Raw genomic sequence first — 24,798 nt, 5'->3', positions numbered from 1 at the left:
AAAGCCGCGCCTCCGGCACGTGAAAGACCGCTTCAGCTGAACAGCGCCGCCTTCTTGGCAAACGGCATGGCTTCAATTTCACCTAAGGTCAGGCGAGGTGCGAGGTCGCGTGCCTTGGCGGCGGCAGCGGGCTTGTGGGCAATGACAGCCGCAGCGTCCGTATCCACCACCGCCTCCGGCTCGAGCCTGAGGGGAGCGGTAAAGATCGACTGTTCCTCCTCCGCCGGCTCCTCATCGATGAAGGTTACCAGCCCGGAAGCAGGCGCGGGCTCGAGCGCTTCCTCTACAACGGCCACCATGTCGAGCACCTTGTCTCGCTCGCCGTTCGTCGTCGAGGGATCGGCACCGCCACCGCCTTTGCCCGAGATCGCCGTCCATTTGTCGAGTCGATGCTGAGCCGTCTCTTCCCCGGCGACCAACTCCTTGTGCCAGCGCTGGGTGGCGAGATGGTTGGGAGGCAAGATCAACTCCTGGCGCGGCACGTCCAGCGTCAGCAGCGCCTCGGTCGCCTCTTCGTCGAGCTCGAGAATGGGAAAGAGCTCTTCAGGTTCCGCCGGACCTCGCTCGATGGCAGTGGCGGCGATCTCCGGCGCAGCCTGCTCGTCGGCACCTTCGCTGCGTATAATTTCCATGCCGTCCGGGCTCTTCAGCTCCGGCGGCAGGCCCAGGGCCGCGATCTCGGTGGCCGCGCGTTCGAGGCCTTCCCAAGCCCGATCGGCGCTGTCGGTTTCAGCCTCCGCCCCCCGCTGTTCCGGTTCGACGGGCGAAGATGCGACAGGTGCAAGGGCGTCCGCCTCGACCGGCGTGGTGGATTCGAGCCCGGGCGTGTCCTGCACGGTTTCGGCGATCGCAGGACGGGGAGCATCGGCGGCCGCCTCCGGCCCAGTTTCAAAAGCAAGTTCGACCTCGTCGATCTTCGCTGCTTCGATCTGTCCGAAAACCTGAGCCTCCGCGTCGGTGCGATGGTCAGCAAGGGCGGACGAAGTCTCCACCGGCGCCGATGTGGCATTGGCTGCAATCGCTACGCTCGCCGGTACCGATTGGGCGGCAGCGATCGCTTGCGCGATATCGGCCATGCCGCGCGTGACCTCGTCGCGGGCATCCAGGGCGCCCGCGCTATGCACCAGGCGCTCCAGGCGACGGATCGCCGCCAGCACGGCTTCGGTGTCGGCGTTGCGATTTCGGCGAGCATATTCGGCCAGGAACCAGCGCCCCCGCGCCGTCTCCATCACGGCCGCTTCGATGGCGCCGTAATCCTCTTCGCTGAGCAGCGGTTCGGGCGAAAGCGATTGCATGAAATGGCCCTCGTCAACTGGCACAGGCGGGCGTAAGAGAAACAGCGAATCGTCGTAGTCCTGATTCTCACCCCATATAATCCAAAGCGCCCGCCGGGAGCCAATCCCGCGCGGTTGTTTTCCCCCGATGTCGCTGATTTCCTTCAAGGATTGGAGCGTCTCACGCAAATCTGCGATCGCAGCCAGCGTGACCTACGCCCTGTTGCTCTCCGGCCCCGGCGTCTACACGCCCTTCTTTCCCCTTTGGCTGGTCGAGCGCGGCTTCAATGCCAGCGATATGGGCCTGCTGCTTGCCATCCCCATGCTGATGCGCGTGACCTCGGCGCCCTTTGCCTGGATCGGCGACGGCCGGCTCGGCCCGCGCCGCACCTTTCTGTTCATGGTGTGCTGCGCGGCTTTCGGCTATGCCGGCCTCACTTTCGCCGAGAGCTTCGCCGCAGTCGCCGTCAATCTCGCCATCGCCTTTGCCTTCGTGGCCGCCACCACCCCCTTGCTCGATACCATCGTTTTGGGCGGTGTCAGCCTGCATGGCCACAAATATGGCCAGATCCGGCAATGGGGCTCGCTCGCCTGGCTCGTTTCCGGCCTCACCGCCGGGCTGGTGCTGAAGCATCTGCCGATCACCACGGTGCCGCCGATCCTGGCGATCCTGGCGGCGCTCACGGTTTTTGCCGGCCTGTCCTTGCCGGACGACCGCAGCCGCGGCCGGAGACTTATCATGCGTCCTGCGTCGGAAGGCACCTCACCGCCGCTCCAGTTGCTGATCGTCTTCGTCGCCGGCATCGCCTGCCTGCAGGGCGCCCACGCCTTCCTCTATAGTTTCGGCACGCTGATCTGGCAGGACCAGGGCTTTTCATCCCTGCAGATCGGCGTGCTGTGGGCCATCGGCGTGGTGCTGGAGACCAGCGTCTTTTTGTTCGGGGGCAATATTGCCGGGCGCCTCGGTCCCTACCGGCTGATCCTGTTCGGCGGAGCCGTCGGCATCACGCGCTGGGTCCTGCTTGGGCTTGCCCCCGGCAACGGCTTCGTCGTGGCGGGCCTCCAGGCGCTGCACGGCTTTTCCTTCGCCTGCGTGCATCTGGCCACCATGGGGTGGGTCGCCCGCTTCACGCGCAACCCCTCCGCACGCCAGGGGGTGGTCGCTTCGGTCATCGGCATCGGCCTCACCCTCGGCACCGTACTGTCCGGCGAACTCTACGGCCTGTTCTCGGCCCATGGCTATTTCGCCATGGCCCTGATCGCCATGATCGGCACAGGCCTGGTGGTCGCCGCCGGTGCGATCGAGCGCAGGAACGGCGCTCAGCCCCAGAGCGCGGTCTCTGGCGGGTAGACGGTGCTGCCGTCATAGCGCAGGCCGGGTTCCCGGTCGCGAGCGAGCAGCAGCGGCCCGTCGAGATCGACGACGACGGCCTGTCCGGCAAGCAGCAGCGCGGGAGCCATGGCCAGGGACGTCCCCACCATGCAGCCGATCATCAGGTCCAGCCCCAGGGATCGGGCCTGCGCGGCCAGCGCAATCGCTTCGGTGAGGCCGCCTGCCTTGTCGAGTTTGACGTTGATCGCATCATAGCGCCCTTTGAGGTCCGGCAGCGATGCCCGGTCGTGCAGGGATTCGTCGGCGCAGACGGGTACGATCCGCTCCACCTGCGCGAGGGCTCCGTCGTCGCCGGCCGGCAGCGGCTGTTCGATCAAGGTGACGCCGGCCTCGGCGCAGGCGCGCAGATTGGCTACGAGATTGTCGGCCCGCCAACCCTCATTGGCGTCGATGATCAGTTGCGACTGAGGAGCATGGCGGCGGACGGCGGCGATACGGGCGGTGTCGTCGGGCGTGCCGAGCTTGATCTTGAGCAGCGGCCGATGCGCCGCCCTGGCAGCCGCTTCAGCCATCGCTTCAGGCTCGCCCAGGGAAATCGTATAGGCCGTGGTCAGCGGGCCCGGTTCGGCGAGGCCCGCCATCTGCCAGGCCGGCCTGCCGGCAAGCTTTGCCTCCAAGTCCCACAACGCGCAGTCGATGGCGTTGCGGGCGGCACCGGCCGGAACGAGGTCCTGGAGCGCGGGGCGCGACAATCCCGCCTCGATCGCCTCGCGCCGGGCCTCGATTGCTGCAACCACGCCTTCCACCGTTTCGCCATAGCGCGCATAGGGCACGCATTCGCCGCGTCCGCGCATGCCATCGCGTGCGATTTCGACGACGACCACGACCGCCTCGGTCTTGGATCCGCGGGCGATGGTGAAGACGTTGGCGAGCGGCCAGCGCTCCACGGCAACGGAAAGATGCGCGGCCATGGCGAGGATCAGGCCTGCTTTTCGGGGGTATTGACGATCAGGCCGTCGAGATTGTCGCGAACGCGGATCTGGCAGGAGAGCCTGGAGGTCGGGCGCACGTCGAAGGCGAAGTCCAGCATGTCCTCCTCCATCGGCTCGGGCTCACCGACCAGGGGCATGAAGGCCTCGTCGACATAGACATGGCAGGTAGCACAGGCGCAGGCGCCGCCGCACTCGGCCACGATACCCGGAATGCCGTTGCGGATCGCCGCCTCCATCACCGTCGAGCCCGGCTCGGCCTCCACTTCCCGGCTTAGCCCGGTGTGATCTCGGAATATGATTTTGACCATCGTCCATCTCAGCTTTCTGACAAGCGTTCTATATAGAGCGCATTGGCAAGGTTCCAGTCCGCCCCGGCCCGGATCGCTTGCGAACCGGGCTTGCGGGGTGTCCGGCTTTTAGCCAATGCGGCCCCAATCCCGTGAAAACCTCGAATTTGCCTCATTTTCGCACGATTTCGACGTGGTAAAAAAGTCGTTAACGATGCTGCTGGAAAGCGTGCCGAAGCGGTTTCCATTCCCAGCTGTGCAGGATAGGATTTCAAGCTGGCAGCATTGTACTTCGCATAAGCGGACCGATGCGAACCTCATTTCGACCGAGATGGGGGCCGAAACAGGTGCAGCGATTTCAGCCTGGGGTCGTCCGGATCCCAGGCGGGCGGCGTTGAATTGAGTAGCGTGAGGCAGATTATGGCGAACAAGTCGAAGATGCAGGATCCGGCGGATGCCGCCCTGTCTGCGATCGAGGAAGCACTCAATCTGAGCACGGCTGCTTCACAAACGCCCGACAAGCAACCGGCGCAGCTCCCCAAGGCCGACGAGGGCTTCAATTTCGAAGTCGAACCCGAACCGCAGGAGCCGCCTGCCGCTGCGCCTCGTGCCGAAGATAAGCCTGCTGCCGACCGCCCGCTCGCCCGCGAACCCCGCTCGCCTGCCAATGACGACCGCGCCAGCGTCGGCCAGTTGCTGCAGGCTCTCCAGCGCCGGCCCTCGCGCACGCCCTATTGGACCGCCCTCGCTCTTTCCATCGTCTGGCTCGCCGGCGGCGCCCTGCTCCTGAACGTCCTCGGCAACCTCAATCTCGCCAATCTGTTCCAGGCCCCGACCTATCAGGCCAATCCGGGCCTGGCGCTCGGCATTCTCGCCATCGTATTGCCGCCCTTCTTCTTCTTCGCCGTCGCGGGGCTGATCTGGCGCGCCCAGGAGATGCGTTTCGTCACCCGGTCGATGACGCAGGTCGCCCTTCGTCTGGCTGAGCCGGAAGGCGCGGCTGCCGAGGCCGTCACCTCCGTCGGCCAGGCCATCCGTCGCGAGGTCGCGGCCATGGGTGACGGCATCGACCGTGCCCTCGCCCGTGCCAGCGAACTCGAGATCATGGTGCACAACGAGGTTTCGATGCTCGAGCGCTCCTATACGGAGAGCGAGCAGCGCATTCGCTCGCTGGTGGAGGATCTCTCGACCCAGCGCGAAGCCATCGTCGGCAATGCCGACCGCGTGCGCTCGGCCATCGTGGTCGCCCATGACGACCTGACCCTGGCGCTCGGCTCGGTGGCCGGCCGGATTTCCTCGGAAGTCTCCGAGGCCGGCCTTCAGGTGATGCGTTCCTTCGGCGAGCGCGGCAGCCAGCTCACCTCGGAACTCGCCAAGGTCGGCGACCACATGGTCGGCGCCATGGCCGATCGCGGCAATTCGCTGATCGACCGCATGACCACCACTGCTCAGGACGTCAACAAGTCGCTGTCGAGTTCGTCCGAGCAGGTCACGGAACAGCTCAACCGTCGCGTCGCCGAGATCACCGAGCACCTGACTGCCACGTCCAACCAGGTCAACGAGAACTTCGCCACCCGCGCCAACGAGATCAGCAACACGCTGTCCTCGCGCGCGCTCGAACTGAATGAAACCCTGACCGCCAGCAGCCAGCGCATCCTCGACGACATCGTCGAACGCGGTACCGCGGTGAACGACACATTGGTTCGCACCGGCTCGGGCCTGAGCAACGCCTTCGCCGAAGGCACCGACGTGGTGGTCAATTCGATCCGCGAAACCGGCGCCAAGATGGTCGAGCAGATCATCGACTCGGTCGCCGACGTCAACAGCACGCTGCGCTCGACGGGTGATACCATTCTCGGCGATCTGCAGAACCGCGGCATGGACGTTGCCGGCAAGATCGAGAGCACGGCCACTCAGATTGCCGAGATCATCACCACGCGCGGCGGCGATCTTGCCGACCGCCTGACCCAGACCGGCGAGCGCATCCACGAATCCATCGTGGTCGGCGGCGGCGACATCGATCGCCGCCTCGCAGCGACCGGCCAGGCTATCGTGGCCAATATCGAAAAGCGCAGCACCGATGCCGAGGCTGCGGTTGCAGCATCCGCGCAACGCCTCCAGGCGGTGCTGGAAGAGGAAGGCAAGCAGCTTTCCGCGCGCATCAACACGGCCGCCCGCGACGCTTCCGGCATTCTCGCCATTGGCGGCGACACGCTGACCCGCGTTATCGGAGAGCGCAGCGCCGCTGCCGTCTCGCAGATCAATTTCGGCGTGTCGCGCCTCGAGAACACCGTCGAAACCCAGACGAATGCCTTCGGCAAGGCTCTCGCCGAACGCCTGGACAGCCACGAGAAGCGCAGCCAGGAGATCGCGGACAATCTGCATGCGCGCCTCGACGAGCGCCTGTCGGGCCTGGAAGCCCGAAGCCTCGACCATGCCCAGAAGGTGCACTCGGCCCTGGACGACACGCTCAACGGCTTCGACACGCGCTTTGCCGAAAGCGCCGGCGCGATCCATGCCGGGCTGGACACCCGCATGTCCGAGTTCGAGCATCGCTTCAAGTCGCTCTCCACTCTCGCCCATGCCGATCTCGACCGGCGCCTGGGCGAGTTCGAAGTGCGCTTCGCCACGAATATCCAGAACAACCGTTCGGGCCTCGACGACACGCTCAAGGGTTTCGAACAGCGTTTCAACACCAATGCCGAACAGGCCCACAATGCGCTCAGCCAGCGCCTCGGCGAGTTCGAGCAGCGCTTCGGCACCAACGCCGAAGATATCCACGCCTCGCTCAGTCAGCGTCTCGGCGATTTCGAGAAGCGTTTCGGCTCGGGCGCAGACAGCATTCATGCTTCGCTCAGCCAGCGCCTCGGCGAGTTCGAACAGCGCTTCAGTGCCGGTGCCGAGGATATCCACAACACGCTCCACCAGCGTCTAGGCGAGTTCGAACAGCGCTTCGGGGCGGGAGCCGATAACATCCACACCGCTCTCAGCCAGCGCCTGGGCGATTTCGAGCAGCGCTTCATGTCGGAAGCGGGTGGCATCCAGAACACCCTGGCCGAGCGCATGTCCGAGTTCGAGCAGCGCTTCATGTCGGGTGCAAGCGACATTCAGACCGCCCTCGCCCAGCGCATGAGCGAGTTCGAGCAGCGCTTCGGCTCCGGCGCCCAGGGGATCGAAACGACCCTCAACCAGCATCTGGGAGAGTTCGAAAAGCGTTTCGGCTCAAGCGCACGCGAAATCCAGGCCACGCTCAGCCACGAACTGGGCGGTTTCGAACAGCGCTTCGGCGCCAGCGCCGACCAGGCGCAGGCCGCAATCGAGCAGCGCATCAGCGATTTCGAGCAGCGTTTCGGCGCCAGCGCGGATCAGGTCCAGGCCTCCGTCGACAAGCGCCTGGGCGAGTTCGAACTGCGCTTCGGCTCCAGCGCCAATGGTGCTCAATCCGCCCTCGACAAGCGCCTGGGCGAATTCGAGCAACGCTTCAGCGCCAGTGCGGAGAATGCGCATGGGCTGATCGACAATCGTCTCAACCAGTTCGAGCAGTACTTCGCCGGCAGTGCCAACGACGCCCATGCCCTGCTCGATTCCCGCCTGAACGATTTCGAACATCGCTTCCAGATGATGGCCTCGACGGCCGCATCGAATTTCGAGAACCGGATCAGCGACTTCCAGGCCAGCTTCAGCGATACGCTGCAAGCCAACCAGGCCGATCTCGCCGCCCGCCTCGGCGATTTCCAGAGCCGCTTCAACGGCGACGTGCAGAACACCCAGGCCGCGCTGGACGACAGCCTGGCCGCCTTCGAGATGCGCTTCGCCAGCAACACGGCTCTGGTGCGCTCCTCGCTCGACCAGCGCTTCGGCGCCTTCGAGACGCATTTCCTCAACAACTCCTCCGCCTTGCAGGAAGCGCTCGACGAACGCCTGGTCACGCTGCAGGCGCAGGTTGCGGCCAATACAGACGTCATCCATGGCGCGATTGCCGACAAGCTCAACGCCTTCGAGACCAAGTTCCAGTCGAGCGCGACCACCATCCACGCCACGCTGGACAACCAGCTCAAGGCCTTCGAAGACGGCATGAGCCGGCGCATCGGCGAAGTGAACCAGTCGCTGGAGCACCAGATCTCCGAGCTCGACGATATCGTCAGCAACCGCGGCCAGGCGCTCGCCACCCGTATCGGCGACGACTCCCGCGCCCTCAGCGACGACCTCGCCCAGAAGCTGCTCGGCTTCGAAAGCTCGATCCGCCTGCACGGCACCCGTCTCACAGACCAGGTCCAGGGTCACACGGCCCAGGCAGCCGAACTGCTGGGCGGCAAGCTCGAGGCTTTCGATGCCCGTTTCGGCACCCATACGGCATCGGTCGCACGTACGCTGGAAGAAAAGCTGGCGGCACTGGACGCACAGTTGTCGGATCTCGACAACCGTCTGACCATCAAGGCCAGCGACGTCGCGCAGACCATCGAGGGGCGCCTCGCCCGGATCGACCAGGGTCTGGACAGCCGTGCCCGCTCGCTCAACGAGACGCTGGCGACCCGCACGCTCGAACTCGCCAAACTGCTCGGCGAAGGCGGCAAGGAAGTCGGTGCCACGCTGGAAGCCAAGGCCCGCGAGGCCAGCGACCTGCTCGATGGCCGCGCTGCCGCCATCGGCAGCGTACTCGACAACCGCGCCTCCCAGATCAGCGAACTCCTGGATGGCCGCAGCAGCGCCATCGACGAATTGCTGGGTGGCCGTGCCACCCAGATCAGTGCGCTCATCGATGAGCGGACCCAGGCGATCGGCACCCTGCTCGACGGCCGGGCCCGCGAGATCACCTCGCTCATCGACGGCCGCAGCGCGGCGCTTACCGACACCCTGTCCCGCCGTGCCGACGACATCGTCGTGGCGCTCGGCAATAAGGGCGCCGACCTGACCGAAACGCTCAGCGCCCGTGCCGAGGACCTGACCTCCCATCTCGACAGCCGCTCCTCGCTGATGAGCAACGACCTGACGGTCAAGGCGGCGGAGATCGCAGCCCAGTTCGACAGCAAGACCACCGCGATCGCGGATGCGCTGTCCAGCAAGGTCGACGAAATCGATCGCGCCCTCAGCACGCGTGCCGACGACATTGCGCATACGCTCGACTCGCGGATCACCCGCTTCGAGCAGGATGTCCTCGGCCGCCTCGCCGACCTGTCGGATGCTCTCGACTCGCGCGGCCTGCACATCGCCGACACGCTCAGCGAGAAGGTGCAGAACGTCTCGGTCGACCTCCTGCAGAACGTGGCTTCGGTCGATGCGACGCTCAGCCGTCTGTCGGGCGATGTCAGCGCCAAGCTCGGCGAGCGTGCGGAAGAGATCAATGCCCTGCTCGACACCCGCGCCAACGCGATGGCCGGCCTACTCAGCGAACGCGGTCAGCAGTTGATCGATACGCTGAACCAGATCTCGGGCGATGTCAGCACCCAGCTGCGCGACAAGACCAGTGCGCTCGCCAGCCTGCTGGGCGCCCGCTCCGGCGAGATCGCCAGGATCCTCGACGAGCGCGGCCAGTTCCTGGTCGAGACGCTGTCCACGCGCAGCACCAGCATGACCAGCGAGCTCGGCGACATCGCCGAGACGGTCGCCAAGGCACTCGACGAGCGCGCCGGCCAGCTTGCCGAACTGATCGGCCAGAAGGGCGGCGATCTGGTCGAGGCTCTCTCGACCAAGCGCTTCGAGCTCAGCGAAGCGCTGGAAGCGTCGTCTCAGGCCCTCTCCTCGTCCATCGAGACCAAGGCCAGCCAGGCGATCGGCGATCTCGGTTCGCTGCAGGCGCGCCTGCGCGAGGAAATCACGGCGTTGCTGGATCGGGTCGCCGGCACCAACACCGCCCTGCAGGAGTCGCTCGACAGCTCGACCAAGGCTCTCGATGCTATCGAGAGCGGCTTGGCAGGCCGCCTGCGTGACTTCCAGTCGACCATGCTGAATCTTGCCGATCAGACCAGCGGCGCGACCGATCGCGTCGGTGATCAGGTCACGACGCTGCGCGATCTCGCCGCGCATGTGATCAGCGATGTCGGCACCATGGCTGAACGCCTGGAGGAACAGAGCAATCACCTCAGCAGCGCCGCGGCGGTCCTGACCGACACCCAGACCCGTGTCGATCAGGCCCTCGACGAACGCCGCGCCACCCTGGAGGCCCTGGTCTCCACCGTGGGCGGCAAGGTCGAGGCGATGGAAGCGATGATGAAATCCTTCGCCGAAGTGATCGAGGAAAAGCTCGCCAATGCCGAAAGCAAGGCGCGCCAGACCAGTGGCCTGCTCGCCGACAACGCCAACACCACGGCGCAGGCGATTGCCGACCAGTTCGAGCTCATCCGTGCCACCACCGGCAAGGAGCGCGAGCGTACCTCCACAGCCCTCAAATCGACCTATGAGCAGGCAGTGCAGGAAATCTCCGGCCTGTTCGGCGACGCCACCGAGCGTTTCGCCGAAGTGGCCCAGGAGATGCGCGGCATGACCCAGACCGTGAAGCAGGAACTGGAAGCCACCCGCTCCGAACTCAAGCGCGGCCTCCTGGAGATACCGAAGGAAACGTCGGACTCCACTGCCACGATGCGCCGGGTTGTGGCCGAGCAGATTCAGGCTCTCAACGACCTTGCCGACATCGTCAGCCGCTCCAGCCGCTCGCTCGATATCGCTGAGCCGACAGACCGGCCGATTCCCGCCCCGCTCCGGCTGCGCGAGCGCAGCGAAGCGACGGCCGAGGCTCCCGCCCGCAGGCCGGAAATGCCGCGCGCCGGTACGCTTCCGCCGGTGCCGGAGCTGAAGCCCACCGCTCCGGCCCGCGGCACCGCCGTGGCCGCGCCCCCTGCGCGGGGCGAGCGTCGCGGCACCGGCTGGCTCTCGGAAGTGCTGGCCCGCGCCTCTCGCGAGGAGCCCGAGCCGGCCCCCCAGGCCAACACGCCGGCCGTGATGGCTTCCTCCCTCGACACGCTGTCGGTCGACATCGCCAAGATGGTCGAGCATGACGCTGTCGCCGAGGTTTGGGACCGCTATCGCCGCGGCGAACGCAACGCCTTCTCGCGTCGGCTCTATACGCTGCAAGGCCAGCAGGCCTTCGAGGAAATCCGCCGGCGCTATCGCCGCGACGCGGACTTCCAGGCGACGGTGGACCGTTATGTCCAGGAGTTCGAGCAGCTCATCGCCGAAGTGGACCGCGAGGATCGCAGCGGCAACATGGCCAGGACCTACCTCACCGCCGATTCCGGCAAGGTCTATACGATCCTGGCGCATGCCGCCGGCAAGCTCACCTGAGCCGGTCGGAAAACGATTGCCCTCGACCGCCTGGTTGAGAATGGAAAAGGCCCCGAATTCGGGGCCTTTTTCGTGGTGACGGCAACGGCCGCCCTGCCGAAGCCATGCTTGCGCTGAAGCGGGACGCCGCTATTCTCGGCCAGTCTGCGGCCGATGCGCCGACGCCCGGCCTACAGTGAGACATTTGCGATGGGTGACGCCTTGTTCCACCAGTTCCATGCCCTGCTCGCGGTCTACGCGCTCTATGCCATCGCTGTCGCCAGTCCGGGGCCGAGCAACATGGCCATCATGGGCGTGGCGATGGGCCGGGGGCGCCTGCCGGCGCTGGTGCTGGCATCCGGCATCATGACGGGCTCGATGATCTGGGCCGTGCTGGCAGCAACCGGCGTATCCACCCTCCTGGCCGCCTATGCCAATGCCCTCACCGCCATCAAGATCGGCGGCGGGCTCTATCTCCTCTATCTGGCGGTCAAATCGGCCCGTTCCGCCTTCAAGGCCGGTCAGGACGAGACCAGGCAAGAACGAGGTCCGATCGACTATCGCCGGCTCTACCGGCGCGGGCTGATGCTGCATCTGACCAATCCAAAATCGATCTTGGCTTGGATCGCCATCATGTCGCTCGGCCTGAAGTCGGATGCCCCAGGATATACAGCCGCGGCGATCATCGCCGGCTGCGCGGTGATCGGGCTGGTCACCTTCGGCGGTTACGCCCTGGTCTTTTCCGCCCACCCCATGGTCCGCCTTTATCAGAAGGCACGGCGCTGGATCGAAGTTACTCTGGCGCTGTTCTTCGGCCTGGCCGGGATCCGTCTGCTGCTGTCGCGGGTGTGATCGACCGCCCAACCGCCGCTCAGATCCTCGGACAGATTTGAAATCAAGGGCCTCGATGACCGACAGTGTCCCATCTTTCAGATCAAATCTAGCCCGAATCGAGCCCGATGATCGCCTCGTGGTTCTAGCGCGAACGATACAAGTTCGAGGTCCCCATGCGGAAACCGAACTCATCGACCGCGCCGTGAACTGGGCGCGTTTTGGGAAAACCTGCCTCGGCCAGGCGCTCTATCGACATCGCTCCACATTTCGAAACGCCTCGAAGGCAGCCGTATGGAGCCATCTCGAACTGAGTTATTTTCGAGATATCATTCCTGACGACGTCATTCACGAGCTCGTGGCCAGACCGCAACCGCCGGAAACCCAGGTGCTGCGCGCGGAGATTCTTCTGACCACCCCCTCCGCCTTCGTACTGCCAAGCGACTGGCAGGGTTCAGCCAATCGGCCCGAATGGCAGGCATCGCTGGAATACATCGAGGTGGAATCCCTCTGTCTGAGCAAATATCGGCAGGTCATGCGGGAATATATCGGGCCGGCTGCCGCGCAGCTCGTCCAGGCGAACCGGATAGGGACGTTCAGGGCAATGGAGACAGCCGTTGTGCTCTACCGCGACCCGGCGCTGGCGATCGACTGGAACCAGATTCATTTATGTGAATTGGAAGCCGGAAGCTTCAACGGATTCGCTCAAGCCTTCGATGCTGTGCTTCGCGAGATTTCGCCGGATAGCGATCTCGCCGCCGTCTTCGCCGACCTCGACCGCATGCGCACGATCCCCCGCTGGACCTTCAACGATCCTGTAGTAGAGGGGGATGCCGCAGTGGGGCGGAAAGGCACGGCAACGCCATGAGTAGCGCCAGTTTTCAGGCCAAGGTGCATTTCCGGACGGGCTCTATAGCGTTTTGAAACCGTGAGCGATACTCGATCCGCCATGACCGCATGTCGTTCTAGGCGTCGACCTTTCTCCTCCAGCTGAAGGGAAACGACGTGTTGCGCCTGGGCGCCGGCTCCGGCTGGGAGATGCCCGCCTTGGCTCGACTGCAGGCATCCACTACATTGTCGACGAATTGGCGGGCGCAGGCGTCCCAGGAATATTTCAATGCTTCCGCCCGGGCGTCCCCGGGTTTGAGGTCGAGACAGGCCCGCGCCGCAACGGCAAGGTCATTGTCGAGGATGCCGGTCTTGCCGGTGCTGATCACGTCGATCGGCCCTGTCACCGGAAAGGCTGCCACCGGCAGGCCGCTGGCCATCGCTTCGAGCAGGACGATGCCGAACGTATCGGTCAGGCTCGGAAATACGAAGACATCCGCCGAGGCATAGGCCTTCGCCAGGTTCTCTCCCTCCAGCACGCCGGCAAAATGCACGGCCGGATAGCGCGAGCGCAGCATCTCCAGGGCCGGCCCGCCGCCGACCACCACTTTCGAGCCGGGCAGGTCGAGATCGAGAAAAGCCTCGATGTTCTTCTCGACGGCAACCCGGCCGACATAGAGGAAGATCGGTCCCGGCAGGTCGAAGATGCGCACCGGCCTTGGCTGGTACAACTCGGCATCGACCCCGCGAGACCAGCGCATCAGCCGCTTGAAACCCCGTCCCGCCAATTCGCGTTCGAGGGCCGGGGTCGAGACCATCGTACCCGCCCCGGCATTGTGGAAACGCCGGATCCAGCGATAGCTCCAGTCGAGGGGCACGGGGACGCGCGCGGCGAGATATTCGGGAAAGCGGGTGTGATAGCTGGTGGTGAAAGGTCGTCCCTTCTTCAGGCAGGCCCGACGGGTGAGCAGTCCGATCGGCCCTTCCGTGGCGATATGGACGTAATCCGGCTTCTCGGCCTCGATATGACGCTCAATCGCTCCGAGCGGCGGCATGGCGAGGCGGATTTCCGGATAAGAGGGCATCGGCACCGACCAGAAGCGATCCGGCGCCAGGAACCCGATTTCGACACCCTGCCGCGACGCAGCCGCCGCCGTCTGTTCCAGGGACCGGACGACGCCGTTCACCTGCGGGCGCCAGGCATCGGTGGCGATCAGGATTTTCACGCGACCGGCTCAGGCAGCACGCTGAGGGATCAGCGTCTCGCCCTGGAGTGCCGGCGGCTTGTTGGCCTGACGGACGAGTTCACTCCAGCGTACCAGCTCGAAACGACCATCGAAATGTTCGACGATCGCCGTGCAGCTTTCGACCCAGTCGCCGGAATTGATATAGGTGACCCCGTCGAGATCGCGCAGGGTCGCGTGATGGATGTGGCCGCAGATCACACCGTCGCAATTCAGCCGCTTGGCTTCCTTGGCCAGTGTCTCCTCGAAATGGCCGATGAAGCTGACCGCGTTCTTCACCTTGAGCTTGGCCCAGGCGGACAGCGACCAATAGCTGAGGCCGAGGCGCCGGCGAATGGCGTTCAGCCAAGTATTGACACCCAGGGCCGTGACATAGGCCCAGTCGCCGAGCAAGGCCAGCCACTTGGCGTGGCGCACCACCACGTCGAAGGCATCGCCATGCATCACCAGATAACGCTTGCCGTCGGCGGCGACATGCACGGTCTGCTCGATCACTTCGATGCCACCAAAATGATGCCCGGGGAAATCGCGCAGGAACTCGTCGTGATTGCCGGGAATATAGACCATGCGCGCGCCCTTGCGGGCCTTGCGCAGCAGCTTCTGCACCACGTCATTGTGGGCCTGCGGCCAGTACCAGCCGCTTTTCAACTGCCAGGCATCGACGATGTCGCCGACAAGGTAGATCGTCTCGGCGTCATAGGCCCGCAGGAAGTCCAGCAGCATGCCGGCCTGACACCCCCGCGTCCCCAGATGCACATCCGAGATAAAGAGCGCTCGATAGCGCGTGCCTTCGCTTTCGCTGTTCATGGCACCATCCTCAACCGGCCCCGGACCTGTCGTCGGATCGAGCTTCGGGCCTGAATGCCGGATCAAGGCGGGTGCCTGCCGTTGGCACGCCCTGCTCCAGGCATCGGCGGGATCGACGACCCGTCATGGTTGTCACAAACACGATTCAGTTCATGGTTTTATGACAATGCAGCCACAGCTCTGCGACAGGGGCGCACAAGACAGCCCCGGCGAGCCTTGAAGATTAAATCGGACACAACTTCGGCTTGTACCCTTGAAGCCGCCCGTCGCCGCCCCCAATTGGTCGAGGGCTGGGTTGTAACATGGGAGAGGATAATGACCTCTTGTTCTACGCGCGGCCGTTGGCATCCGCTTCATGTCGTGGCGGTGATCGCCGGCTTTCTGATCTGGTGGCCGCTTGGCCTGGCGGCGCTGGCCTATTTCATCTGGGGCGATCGCTTCCCCAGGGAAAAGGTGCGTGAAGGCTTCGAGCGGGCCAAGGCGGAGTTTGCCGGCTTCACCCGTGATCAGCACAGCCATGCCGGCCATGGCTGGTCGGCCACCGGCAATGCCGCTTTCGACGACTATCGCCGCGAGACGCTGCGCCGCCTGGAAGAGGAGCGCCGGCGCCTGGAGGAAGAAGGCCGCGCCTTCTCCGAATTCGTCGCCAATCTGCGCCGTGCGCGCGACAAGGAAGAGTTCGACCGCTTCATGGCCGAGCGCAACGCCGCTCGCAATGGCGGCGACAGCCACTCCGCCTGATAGCCGCACATCCTTCCCGAAGCGTTGATGGAGCCCGCGCAGCACGAGCTGCGCGGGCTTTCTGTTGTCGGGTGCGCGGGCATCCTGCCCGCCATTCCTCCTCAAAGGTCGCCCCTCCGGGAGCGGGCGGGATGTCCGCGCACCCGGGAAACAATCGCGCGCATTTCTCAGACAATACTTGCGATAGGTCCCCTCCATCGGGCATGATCCGCCCCGGCCGGTCGCGGGCGCTCGCCCGATGCAGACCGGCCTTCATGATCGATGATTTCAAGGACGGCCCTCAAGGGCCGCAGCTCTCGACCAAAGGACTCCACATATGAAGCTGGTACGGTATGGCAAGCCGGGCTCGGAAAAGCCCGGCCTGATCGATGCGGATGGCAAGATCAGGGACTTGTCGGCACATGTCGCCGACTGGAAGGGCGATGCCCTCTCGCCGCAGTCTTTGGCCCGGATCGCCGCCCTTGCGCCAGCCTCGCTGCCGGAAGTAACCGGCAATCCGCGCCTGGGCTCCTGCGTCGCCCAGCCCGGCAATTTCATCGCGGTGGGCCTGAACTATGCCGACCACGCTGCTGAGAGCAATCTGCCGGTGCCCAAGGAGCCGGTGCTGTTCAACAAGGCGCCGTCCTGCGTGGTCGGCCCCTATGACGACGTCGTCATTCCGCGCGGTTCGGAAAAGACGGACTGGGAAGTGGAGCTGGCCATCATCATCGGCAGCCGCGCCTCCTATGTCGAGGAGAAGGATGCCCTTTCCTATGTCGCCGGCTATGCCGTCTGCAACGACGTTTCAGAGCGCGCCTACCAAATCGAGCGCTCCGGCCAGTGGATGAAGGGCAAGGGCTGCCCGACCTTCGGCCCGCTCGGCCCCTGGCTGGTCACGCCGGACGAAGTCGGCGACGTCCAGAACCTTTCCATGTGGCTCGATGTGGACGGCGAGCGCGTGCAGACCGGCTCGACCAAGACGATGATCTTCGGTGTCGCCCACATCGTGCACTACATCTCGCAGTTCCTGATCCTGGAACCCGGCGATGTCATCACCACCGGCACGCCTCCCGGCGTCGGCATGGGCATGAAGCCGCCGCGCTATCTCAAGCCCGGCAATGTGATGACGCTCGGCATCGAAAAGCTCGGCGACCAGCGCCAGACCACGGTGGCCTGGAGCGCCTGAGCGTTCCACCCCACCTGACGGCATGACCAGCGCCCTTCCCCGCTCGACGGGAGGAAGGGCGCCAGATGCCGAACGATGGGGATGTACAACATGAAAAAGCCTTCGCGCCGGCCGAAACCCGCGCGAAGGCTTTTTGTTGAATGCAAGGCGCCTTACTTGAAGATGCCCGGCTGGTTGGGTTCGCCCGGATCATCCCAGCGATAGGTCAAGCTGGCCGAGACAATATCGACCGAAGCATCGACTTTGCCGAAATAGGGCAGTCCCACATAGTGGGGGTTGCGGGCATTGAGCTTGACGTCGCCGTTCAAAGCAAACAGGTGCGAATAAGCAAAATCCACCGAAAGCTTGTTGTTGACCTTGTAACCCAAGCCGATCGAGGCATGGATACGGTCGCTGTCCGGCAAGCGTAGATCTCGATTGAAGTCGGAAATCGGTGACCATTCATAGCCGAGGCCAGCGCGTAGGGTCAGTTCGGGACTCCAGGCATACTCGCCGCCCACAGAGACGTAGTAGCCGTCATCATATTTGAACGGCAATGTCGTCACCTGAGTCCCGGTTGCCTTCGCGATGACGGGAATTACACCAAATTCGCTCCATTTGGTCCATTCGAAACCGGCCGAAAGCGTAAGGTCGGGAGTCACTGTCTGCCGTATGCCGACGGTCAGCATATCCGGCAAAGTCAGGTCGGCCTTCACGCCTAAGCGCGCAAGGGGCGTCCGGAGGGTACCATCGAGGTCCTGCTTGACGGCAGAACGATAGCCGATGCCGATCTCGGTTCCTTCGATCGGCGTAATCGTCACACCGGCCGTGAAACCATAGCCCCAGCTATCGCCCTCGAGGGTCGCCGTCCGAGCATTGGGCAGGACGCCTACGGCTTGCGTCAGACGCGTCTTGAAATACATGGCCTGAAAGCCGAGACCGACCGACAGCCAATCCGTCACCTTGTAGGCGATGGTCGGATTGACGTCGAAGGAAATCACCTTTGAGGTACGGGCGTAGACCTGTCCCGGCGAATTGAAGGGGTTCTTGGTGACCAGGCCGAAGGGCGTGTTGGTGGCAAGGCCGATCCAGAGCCGGTCATTGACCTGGTAGGAGGTATAGCCCGCCGCCAGGATGCCGTCCTGAGCGATGTCGCCCGTGCTGGTACCCCGCCACAAAGGAGCCGGCAAACCGACGAAAGTCGGCGTGATTTCAGCCTGAGGGAAGATGCCGCTCACCGACCACTGCGACTGCCAGCCGGGAATGGCGGTCATCGTCGCCGGGTTCCAATACATGGAGCTGAGACCGCCCGAGCCGGCCGCCACGCCGGCAAAACCCTGGCCGAGGCCAATCGTGCTCTGCTCGCGCAATGCGAAGGAGCCGGCATAGGCCTGGCTCGCCGTCAGCGAAACGCCGGCCATGAGCAGGAATGCGAGTTGGGTCTTTCTTGGCATTCGTTCCCCCATATCATCACCCGCCGCTACGGCAGGTCCGGCTGAGTAACCTCAGCTGTCTATTGCTTTTGTCAGACCACAAGCAAGTAAGTGCTTCTTGTGGATGGCTCATTCGAACTCATGATTCTTCGTACCAGAATATTCAATGCTCCGTAACGGGCAGCGCCGCCGTTTCATCGTGTTTGCGTCACATCCGTGTCTCAATTCAGCAAGGTTGTTGCGTTCCTGTAACACTCGGTTTTTACGTCAACCTCCGGTGGCAAACACGCTTTACCAAGTGAAAAACCATCCGGAAGCTCTTCGGAACGAGAACATGTCGATCGGAGAAGGCACAGGGCCCGGTGAGGGATGAGCGCTACGTAAAGCCACGGCCATCATCTTGGCGGGTGACAATACATCGCAAAGCTTCGATAATTTCGCGGAACTTCTTCAGGCGGGAGCTCGGCAATGAGCATCATCCCCTTTCCTCGCGCCGGCTTGCAGAAAGGCCCTGCAGCCCTGTTGCCGCCCATTCCCATCTTCGATGCGCGCGACAGCGGCCCGGTCGCACACGCCCAGGCTCGCAGAGATACGGTGCGGGCGCTGCTGCGGTCTTGTTTGATTTCAATGCCGGCAGAAGCGTATGGCAGGGTGACCGCACTCGACGCCGCCGCTCATGCCTGGCTGCTTGCCAGTCCCTCCCCCTATGTCGGCGAGATCGAAGCGATCGCAGCGCTCCTGCCGATGCCGGGCGCCTTCCTGATCAACGCCGCCTATGAATGGGGCTGCACCACGCTGGCGGCGGCGGCGCCGGACGGACGCGGTGCCCGCCTGCTGCGGACGCTCGATTGGGATTTCGACGGCCTTGGCCGTTTCGTCGAAATCGTCCGGCAACGCGGCCCCGCCGGGGAATTCCTCAACGTGACCTGGCCGGGGGCCGTGGGCGTGCTGACGGCCTTGGCGCCCGGCCGCTTTGCGGCCTCCATCAATAAGGGCCCGGCGTCGGCCGGCACGGCGAGCGCCAGCGGCGCGATCGTGCCGGATCTGTCCGGCTTGCGGCGTGGGCTGATGCCTCCCATGCATCTGCTCCGCCGCATCTTCGAGGAGGCTCCCGATTTCGCTACAGCGCGGGATCTCATGGAACGCATACCGCTCGCAGCCGAAACGATCTTCACGCTGACGGGTCTTTCGCCGGCCGAGACCTGCGTGATCGAGCGCCGGCCGGAAGCCTTCGTTACGCAAACCGGCCCGGTGGCCGCCGCCAACGATTGGGCCAATGCGCCTGGCTGGAACAACGGCATGGCCTCCGAAAGTGACAGTCCCAGCCGCCGCCTGGCCATCGCCTCTCATGCCGGCCGGGCGATGGCACCCTTTGCCTGGGTGGAACCGCCCTTGCGCAATGCCATCACCCGGCTTGCCGTCGAAGCCAATGCCCGCCAGGGCAGCCTGCGTGTTCGCGGGTATGAAGCAGGTCCCGACCGCAGTGACGCCGTGCCCGTCACCGCCGATCTGGAATTGCAGGTCTGACGACGGCGCGTGCGGGAAACGCGCGCAGCGGCATCATGATAAAAGAAGGGGCGGACCGGCGGTCCGCCCCTCTCTCGTCTCGCCAGTCGATGGGCCTCAGGCTGCCGCGGCTACCGTTTGCGGCGCGTCGTCACCGCTCAGTGCGGCCGCGAGCTGGGCCTTGTCGAGTTCGCCCTCCCACCGGGCTACCACGATGGTGGCGACAGCATTGCCGACCAGATTGGTGAGGGCCCGGCATTCGGACATGAAGCGGTCGATGCCGAGGATGAGGGCCATGCCGGCAACCGGAACGGAGGGCACCACGGCCAGCGTCGCCGCCAGGGTGATGAATCCGGCGCCCGTGATGCCGGCCGCGCCCTTCGAGCTCAGCATGGCAACCAGGAGCAGCAGGATCTGCTCGCCCCAGCCAAGCTGAATGCCGGTGGCCTGCGCGATGAACAAAGCGGCCAGAGTCATGTAGATATTGGTACCGTCGAGGTTGAAGGAATAGCCGGTGGGGATGACGATACCCACCACCGATTTGCGGCAGCCGGCCCGCTCCATCTTGTCCATCAGGCTGGGCAGCGCGGCCTCGGAGGAGGAGGTACCGAGGACCAGCAGGAGCTCTTCCTTGATGTAGCGGATCAGAGCAAGGATCGAGAAGCCATTGTACCAGGCGACTGCCCCGAGCACGACCAGCACGAAAAGCAGAGAGGTCAGGTAGAAGGTGCCGATCAGCATCAGGAGATTGGCGATCGAACCAATGCCATAGGCACCGATGGTGAAGGCCATGGCCCCGAAGGCGCCGATGGGCGCGGCCTTCATCAGGATGGCGACCAGCCGGAACATGCCGCGCGAGATCGAGTTCAGCACGATCAGCAGCGGTTCGGCTGCACTGCCGATCTGGGCCAGCGCGATACCGAACACCACCGAGAAGAACAGCACCTGCAGCACGTCTCCGCCCGCCAGCGCGCTGATCGGATTGCTGGGGATGATGTTCATCAGGAAGCCGGTGATGGTCTGGTCATGCGCCTTGGCGGCATAATCGGCCACCGCCTTGGGATCCAGTGTAGCCGGATTGACGTTCAAGCCGGCGCCCGGCTGCACGATATTCCCGACCAGAAGCCCGATGATCAAAGCCAGGGTGGAGAAAGTCAGGAAGTAGATGAAGGCCTTGCCGACGACGCGGCCGAGCTTCTTGAGATCGCTCATGCCGGCAATGCCCGTGATCACGGTCAGCGCGATCACCGGGGTGATCACCATCTTCACCAGCTTGATGAAGGCGTCGCCCAGCGGCTTCAGGGACTTGCCGAGATCGGGATAGAAATGACCGAGCAAAATCCCCAGCGCGATCGCGACAAGGACCTGGAAGTAGAGGTTTGCATAGAAGGGGCGCTTGCGCGGAGCCTCCGCCTTGGGCATCTCGCTGAGGGAGATCATCTGTTCCTCCATGGGGCCCCGGCAAGCGGCCTGGCCCAAAGGGTTTCCTCGACGCCGCTTTCTGCCAGCGGCTGCCTTATGATCAGCAAATCCCGTGCCAACAATCAAGCTATTGATATTGCTCGATTTCGTGGCTCGTGCCCATTGGCGGCGCCAAGCCTTTTGAGCGAAGTCCCGCACATCGGCCTTGCTCCTGTGCGGATTTCCGCACATGCTTGGCCGCGAAGGATGGCGATAAAAATCGATGAGCGGGGCTGCGCAAAGACGGCGAAAGCGGCGGATCGAATGGCTGGTTTTTGCCGCGCTCAGCCTGGCGAGCCTGGCGCTCGCCGTCTGGCTTGCCGGCAATTACGGCACACGCCAGGCCGCCGAGGCCCTCCGTGCTCAGGCTGCCGGCAGTGCCACGCTGGATATCGCCGTACTGCGCAGCGAGCTGGAAAAGCAGCGCACGCTCTCGCTGGTGCTGTCACGCGATCCCGATGTGCTCGCCACCCTGAGCTCGCCGGATGCGGCTCGTATCGGAGCCATGAATGCCAAGCTCGAAAGCCTGAATGCCGGCGCGCGCTCGGCCGTGATCTACCTGATCGACCGCACGGGCCTGGCGATCGCCTCTTCCAACTGGAAGGAGGACATCAGCTTCGTCGGCACCAATTATGCCTTTCGCCCCTATTTCACCGAAGCGGTGGCCAAGGGAGACACCGAGCATTTCGCCCTTGGTACCGTCAGCCAGCGGCCGGGCCTCTACATTGCCCGTCGCATCGACGGCCCAGGCGGCATGCAGGGCGTCATCGTGGTCAAGGTGGAGTTCTTCTCTGTCGAGGAGGATTGGCATCGCTCGGGCGCCATCGTCTATGTCACCGACCCCCGCGGCATCGTGCTGCTGACCAGCCAGCCGGAATGGCGCTTCATGGCGCAGGCCCCGATCGCCGCCGAGGAAGCAGCAAGGATCCGCTCCTCTCTGCAGTTCGGCGATTCGCCGCTGACGGTCTTGCCGATCCGGCGCAGCCAGGCATCGACGCCGGGCGCAGACTTCGTCTCCCTGCGCGGCAGCGGGCTGCACCTCGCCAGCGCGAGCAAGGTGCCTACGACCAGTTGGCAGCTGCATCTGCTGGAGCCGGCCGCGCGCGCGCTTGCCGCCGGCGCCGCGACCTTGCGCTCCATCACCTTCGCGGTGGTCGGCGCCACGCTGGTCCTGCTCGGCATACTCCTGCACCGGCGCCAGCGGGCGATCGCGCGCACGGCCGAACTCACCGAAGCCCAGATCGAACTCGAGCATCGCGTCGAGGCTCGCACGCTCGACCTCAGCCAGAGCAATGCTCTCCTCTCCGCCGAGATCGACGAGCGCCGCAAGGTCGAGGCCAAGCTGCAGACCGCGCGAGACGAACTCACCCAGGCCAATCGCCTCGCGATCCTCGGCCAGATCACGGCAGGCCTCGCCCATGAGGTGAACCAGCCGGTCGCCGCCATCCGCAGTTTCGCCGACAATGCCGCGATCTTTCTCGACCGCAGCGAGCCGGTGCCAGCCCGCCAGAACCTGGCGACCATTGCCGGGCTGACCGAAAAGATCGCCGACATCATCGCGCAACTGCGAAGCTTCGCCCGCAAGGCCACCGGCGATGTCGGGCCGGTCCCCCTGCGAGACGTGCTCGACGGTGCGCTGCTGCTGGTCGGTATCCGGGCCCGGCGCCAGGGGGCGGAGATCGACGTCGATCCTGTTGCGGACGATCTGAGGGTGGCGGCCAATCGCGTGCGGCTCGAGCAGGTGCTGGTCAATCTCCTGCAGAACGCCCTCGAAGCCCTGGAAGGACGAGCCGTCCAGGCCATCCATATCGGCATTGCTGGCGAAGGCGACCTGGTCCGTCTCACCGTATCCGACAATGGCCCCGGCCTTGCGCCCGAGGTGACGGCCCATCTCTTCACGCCCTTCACCACCACCAAGCCCGGCGGGCTCGGTCTCGGGCTGGTGATTTCAAAGGACATCGTCGAGGAATTCGGCGGCCGCCTGGAGGTGGAAAGCCAGCCGGGCCAAGGCTGCCGCTTCCTGATCACCCTAAAGCGGGCGGAGAAAGAGGGATGAACGGCATGAGCAACACTTCGATATTCCACCTCGTTCGGCCGCCGTCTCCCGTCAGCCTTCTGCCGGAGATGCGCACGCCATGACTGCCGGCTCCCCCTTGCCCGTGGCCTTCGTCGACGACGATGCCGTCCTGCGCGACGCCAATGCGCAGACACTGCGGCTTGCCGGCTTCGAGCCGTTCCTGTTCGAATCCGCCGTCGAAGCCCTCAAGGCCATCGACGAACGCTTTCCGGGCGTGGTGATCACCGATCTGCGCATGCCGCGCCTCGACGGCATGGAATTGTTCCGCACCTTGCGCGCCCGCGATCCCGACCTGCCGGTGATCATGATCACCGGGCATGGTGACATTGCCACCGCCGTCGAAGCGATGCGCGAAGGGGCCTATGATTTCCTGCCCAAGCCCTTCGCCTCCGACAGGCTGATCCAGAGCGTGAAACGCGCCACCGAAAAGCGGGCTCTGGTGATGGAGAACCGGCGCCTGCGCCAGGCGGCGGCAGAGGCCAGCGCCCCCTCGCCTTTGCTCGGCGACGCTCCCGCGATGGAGCGTCTGCGCGAAACGCTGAAGGCGGTGGCCGATGCCGATGTCGACGTGATGATCGTGGGCGAAACCGGCACCGGCAAGGAATTGGTGGCCGACCAGCTCCATCATCTCGGCCGGCGGCGCAGCGGGCGTTTTGTCGCGCTCAATTGCGGCGCCCTGCCCGAAACGGTGCTGGAAAGCGAACTGTTCGGACATGAGAGCGGCGCCTTTACCGGCGCGCTGAAGAAAAGGGTCGGGCTGATCGAGCATTCCAGCGGCGGCACGCTGTTCCTGGACGAGATCGAGAGCATGCCGCTCAGCGCCCAGGCCCGCCTGCTGCGCGTGCTCGAGCAGCGCGAGATCACGCCGCTCGGCTCCAACACGGCTCGGCAGGTGGATCTGCGCGTAGTCGCCGCCGCCAAGAGCGATCTCGGCTCTCCGGCGCACAGGGCCAGCTTCCGCGAAGACCTGTTCCACCGCCTCAATGTGGTGACGCTGCGCATTCCACCCGTGCGCGAACGGCGGGAAGACGTGCCCCTGCTGTTTGCCGTCTATCTCGACCGGGCCTGCCGGCGCTTCCAGCGCGAAGTACCGATGCTGACGCCGGCCGTGCGCCACCACCTCGCCACCCATGATTGGCCGGGCAATGTGCGCGAGATCGTGCATTTCGCCGAGCGCATGGCGCTGGGGCTGGCCGAGGTCGACCTCGCCGCGGCCGGAACAAATGCCCCGGCCTCGGGCTTGGGTGAAGGCGCCTCGCTGCCCGAGCGGCTGGAGCGCTACGAGGCCGACCTCATCCGCGAGGCGCTGACCCGGCACAAGGGCGATGTACGGGCCAGCCTCGAAACCCTCGGCATCCCGCGTAAGACCTTCTACGACAAGTTGACGAAATACGGCATCAACCGCGCGAGTTTCGAGGCGGAAGAACCGTAATCTCCGGGCGCAAAGGCATCTTGCCCATACGCGCTTGCTTTGCGGGCGAAAGGCGAGCGTCCGGTGGGTCGATCTCCAGATCGACCATCTTGGAAACGCCAGACTTGCCCGCAAGAAGATGCCGATCCCCCTCCATCACTTGATGGAGCCG

General features: G+C 64.6%; 16 protein-coding genes. 9 read left to right on the top strand and 7 right to left on the bottom strand.

From position 1 onward, the window contains the following. Positions 1–32: 32 nt before the first annotated feature. Positions 33–1,442: a hypothetical protein gene (locus tag C5L14_RS15025; RefSeq protein WP_146126919.1), complete on the bottom strand. Its 1,410-nt coding sequence runs from the start codon at positions 1,440–1,442 to the stop codon at positions 33–35. Here C5L14_RS15025 and C5L14_RS15020 point away from each other — a divergent pair. Next, positions 1,423–2,625 (top strand): MFS transporter, encoded by a 1,203-nt coding sequence (locus C5L14_RS15020; RefSeq protein ID WP_105862865.1) that lies wholly within the window; start codon positions 1,423–1,425, stop codon positions 2,623–2,625. The genes C5L14_RS15025 and C5L14_RS15020 overlap by 20 nt on opposite strands. Here C5L14_RS15020 and dgcA read toward each other — a convergent pair. Continuing rightward, entirely contained in the window at positions 2,595–3,578 is a 984-nt protein-coding gene (dgcA, locus tag C5L14_RS15015; RefSeq protein ID WP_105862864.1) for an N-acetyl-D-Glu racemase DgcA, read from the bottom strand. The two genes, C5L14_RS15020 and dgcA, sit on opposite strands and share 31 nt — an antisense overlap. An 8-nt stretch (positions 3,579–3,586) precedes the next feature. Next, positions 3,587–3,907 (bottom strand): 2Fe-2S iron-sulfur cluster-binding protein, encoded by a 321-nt coding sequence (locus tag C5L14_RS15010; RefSeq protein WP_105862863.1) that lies wholly within the window; start codon positions 3,905–3,907, stop codon positions 3,587–3,589. 399 nt (positions 3,908–4,306) lie between these two features. Here C5L14_RS15010 and C5L14_RS15005 point away from each other — a divergent pair, with 399 nt between their 5' ends. The 3 genes from C5L14_RS15005 (at position 4,307) to C5L14_RS14995 (ending at position 12,842) form a co-directional block, all read left to right on the top strand. After that, complete coding sequence (locus C5L14_RS15005; protein WP_105862862.1) at positions 4,307–11,164, top strand: hypothetical protein; 6,858 nt, start codon at positions 4,307–4,309, stop codon at positions 11,162–11,164. A 189-nt stretch (positions 11,165–11,353) separates the two neighbouring features. Next, on the top strand, positions 11,354–11,995 hold the full coding sequence (locus C5L14_RS15000) for a LysE family translocator (protein ID WP_105862861.1): 642 nt from the start codon (positions 11,354–11,356) through the stop codon (positions 11,993–11,995). Between the two features lie 55 nt (positions 11,996–12,050). Beyond that, entirely contained in the window at positions 12,051–12,842 is a 792-nt protein-coding gene (locus C5L14_RS14995; protein WP_146126918.1) for a hypothetical protein, read from the top strand. 97 nt (positions 12,843–12,939) lie between these two features. Here C5L14_RS14995 and C5L14_RS14990 read toward each other — a convergent pair whose 3' ends face one another. Both C5L14_RS14990 and C5L14_RS14985 read right to left on the bottom strand, forming a co-directional pair. Continuing rightward, a complete protein-coding gene (locus C5L14_RS14990) occupies positions 12,940–14,028 on the bottom strand; it encodes a glycosyltransferase family 4 protein (RefSeq protein ID WP_105862859.1) in 1,089 nt (362 codons plus the stop codon). A 9-nt stretch (positions 14,029–14,037) separates the two neighbouring features. Beyond that, positions 14,038–14,853, bottom strand: coding sequence for a UDP-2,3-diacylglucosamine diphosphatase (locus tag C5L14_RS14985; RefSeq protein ID WP_105862858.1), 816 nt, complete (start codon positions 14,851–14,853; stop codon positions 14,038–14,040). A gap of 315 nt (positions 14,854–15,168) precedes the next feature. Between C5L14_RS14985 and C5L14_RS14980 the strand changes: the two genes are divergently transcribed. Continuing rightward, on the top strand, positions 15,169–15,594 hold the full coding sequence (locus C5L14_RS14980; protein WP_105862857.1) for a DUF2852 domain-containing protein: 426 nt from the start codon (positions 15,169–15,171) through the stop codon (positions 15,592–15,594). 316 nt (positions 15,595–15,910) lie between these two features. Beyond that, positions 15,911–16,759 (top strand): fumarylacetoacetate hydrolase family protein, encoded by an 849-nt coding sequence (locus tag C5L14_RS14975; protein ID WP_105862856.1) that lies wholly within the window; start codon positions 15,911–15,913, stop codon positions 16,757–16,759. Positions 16,760–16,911: 152 nt separating this feature from the next. On the opposite strand, the gene C5L14_RS14970 is transcribed toward C5L14_RS14975, so the two are convergent. Beyond that, positions 16,912–18,192 (bottom strand): OmpP1/FadL family transporter, encoded by a 1,281-nt coding sequence (locus C5L14_RS14970; RefSeq protein ID WP_245443396.1) that lies wholly within the window; start codon positions 18,190–18,192, stop codon positions 16,912–16,914. A 630-nt stretch (positions 18,193–18,822) separates the two neighbouring features. Here C5L14_RS14970 and C5L14_RS14965 point away from each other — a divergent pair. Next, positions 18,823–19,698 (top strand): hypothetical protein, encoded by an 876-nt coding sequence (locus C5L14_RS14965; protein WP_146126917.1) that lies wholly within the window; start codon positions 18,823–18,825, stop codon positions 19,696–19,698. Between the two features lie 96 nt (positions 19,699–19,794). Here C5L14_RS14965 and C5L14_RS14960 read toward each other — a convergent pair whose 3' ends face one another. Then, on the bottom strand, positions 19,795–21,117 hold the full coding sequence (locus C5L14_RS14960; RefSeq protein ID WP_181161185.1) for a dicarboxylate/amino acid:cation symporter: 1,323 nt from the start codon (positions 21,115–21,117) through the stop codon (positions 19,795–19,797). Between the two features lie 244 nt (positions 21,118–21,361). On the opposite strand from C5L14_RS14960, the gene C5L14_RS14955 reads away from it, so the two are divergent. Further along, positions 21,362–23,194 carry a sensor histidine kinase gene (locus C5L14_RS14955; RefSeq protein ID WP_105862853.1) on the top strand — a complete coding sequence of 611 codons (1,833 nt, stop codon included), beginning with the start codon at positions 21,362–21,364 and terminating at the stop codon, positions 23,192–23,194. Positions 23,195–23,273: 79 nt separating this feature from the next. After that, entirely contained in the window at positions 23,274–24,647 is a 1,374-nt protein-coding gene (locus C5L14_RS14950) for a sigma-54-dependent transcriptional regulator (RefSeq protein WP_105862852.1), read from the top strand. Positions 24,648–24,798 lie beyond the last annotated feature (151 nt).

Source organism: Labrys okinawensis, from assembly GCF_002982075.1.
Lineage (GTDB): Bacteria > Pseudomonadota > Alphaproteobacteria > Rhizobiales > Labraceae > Labrys > Labrys okinawensis_A.
The sequence above is the reverse complement of the archived record's forward strand: the minus strand, read 5'-3'. Positions and strand labels throughout refer to the sequence as shown.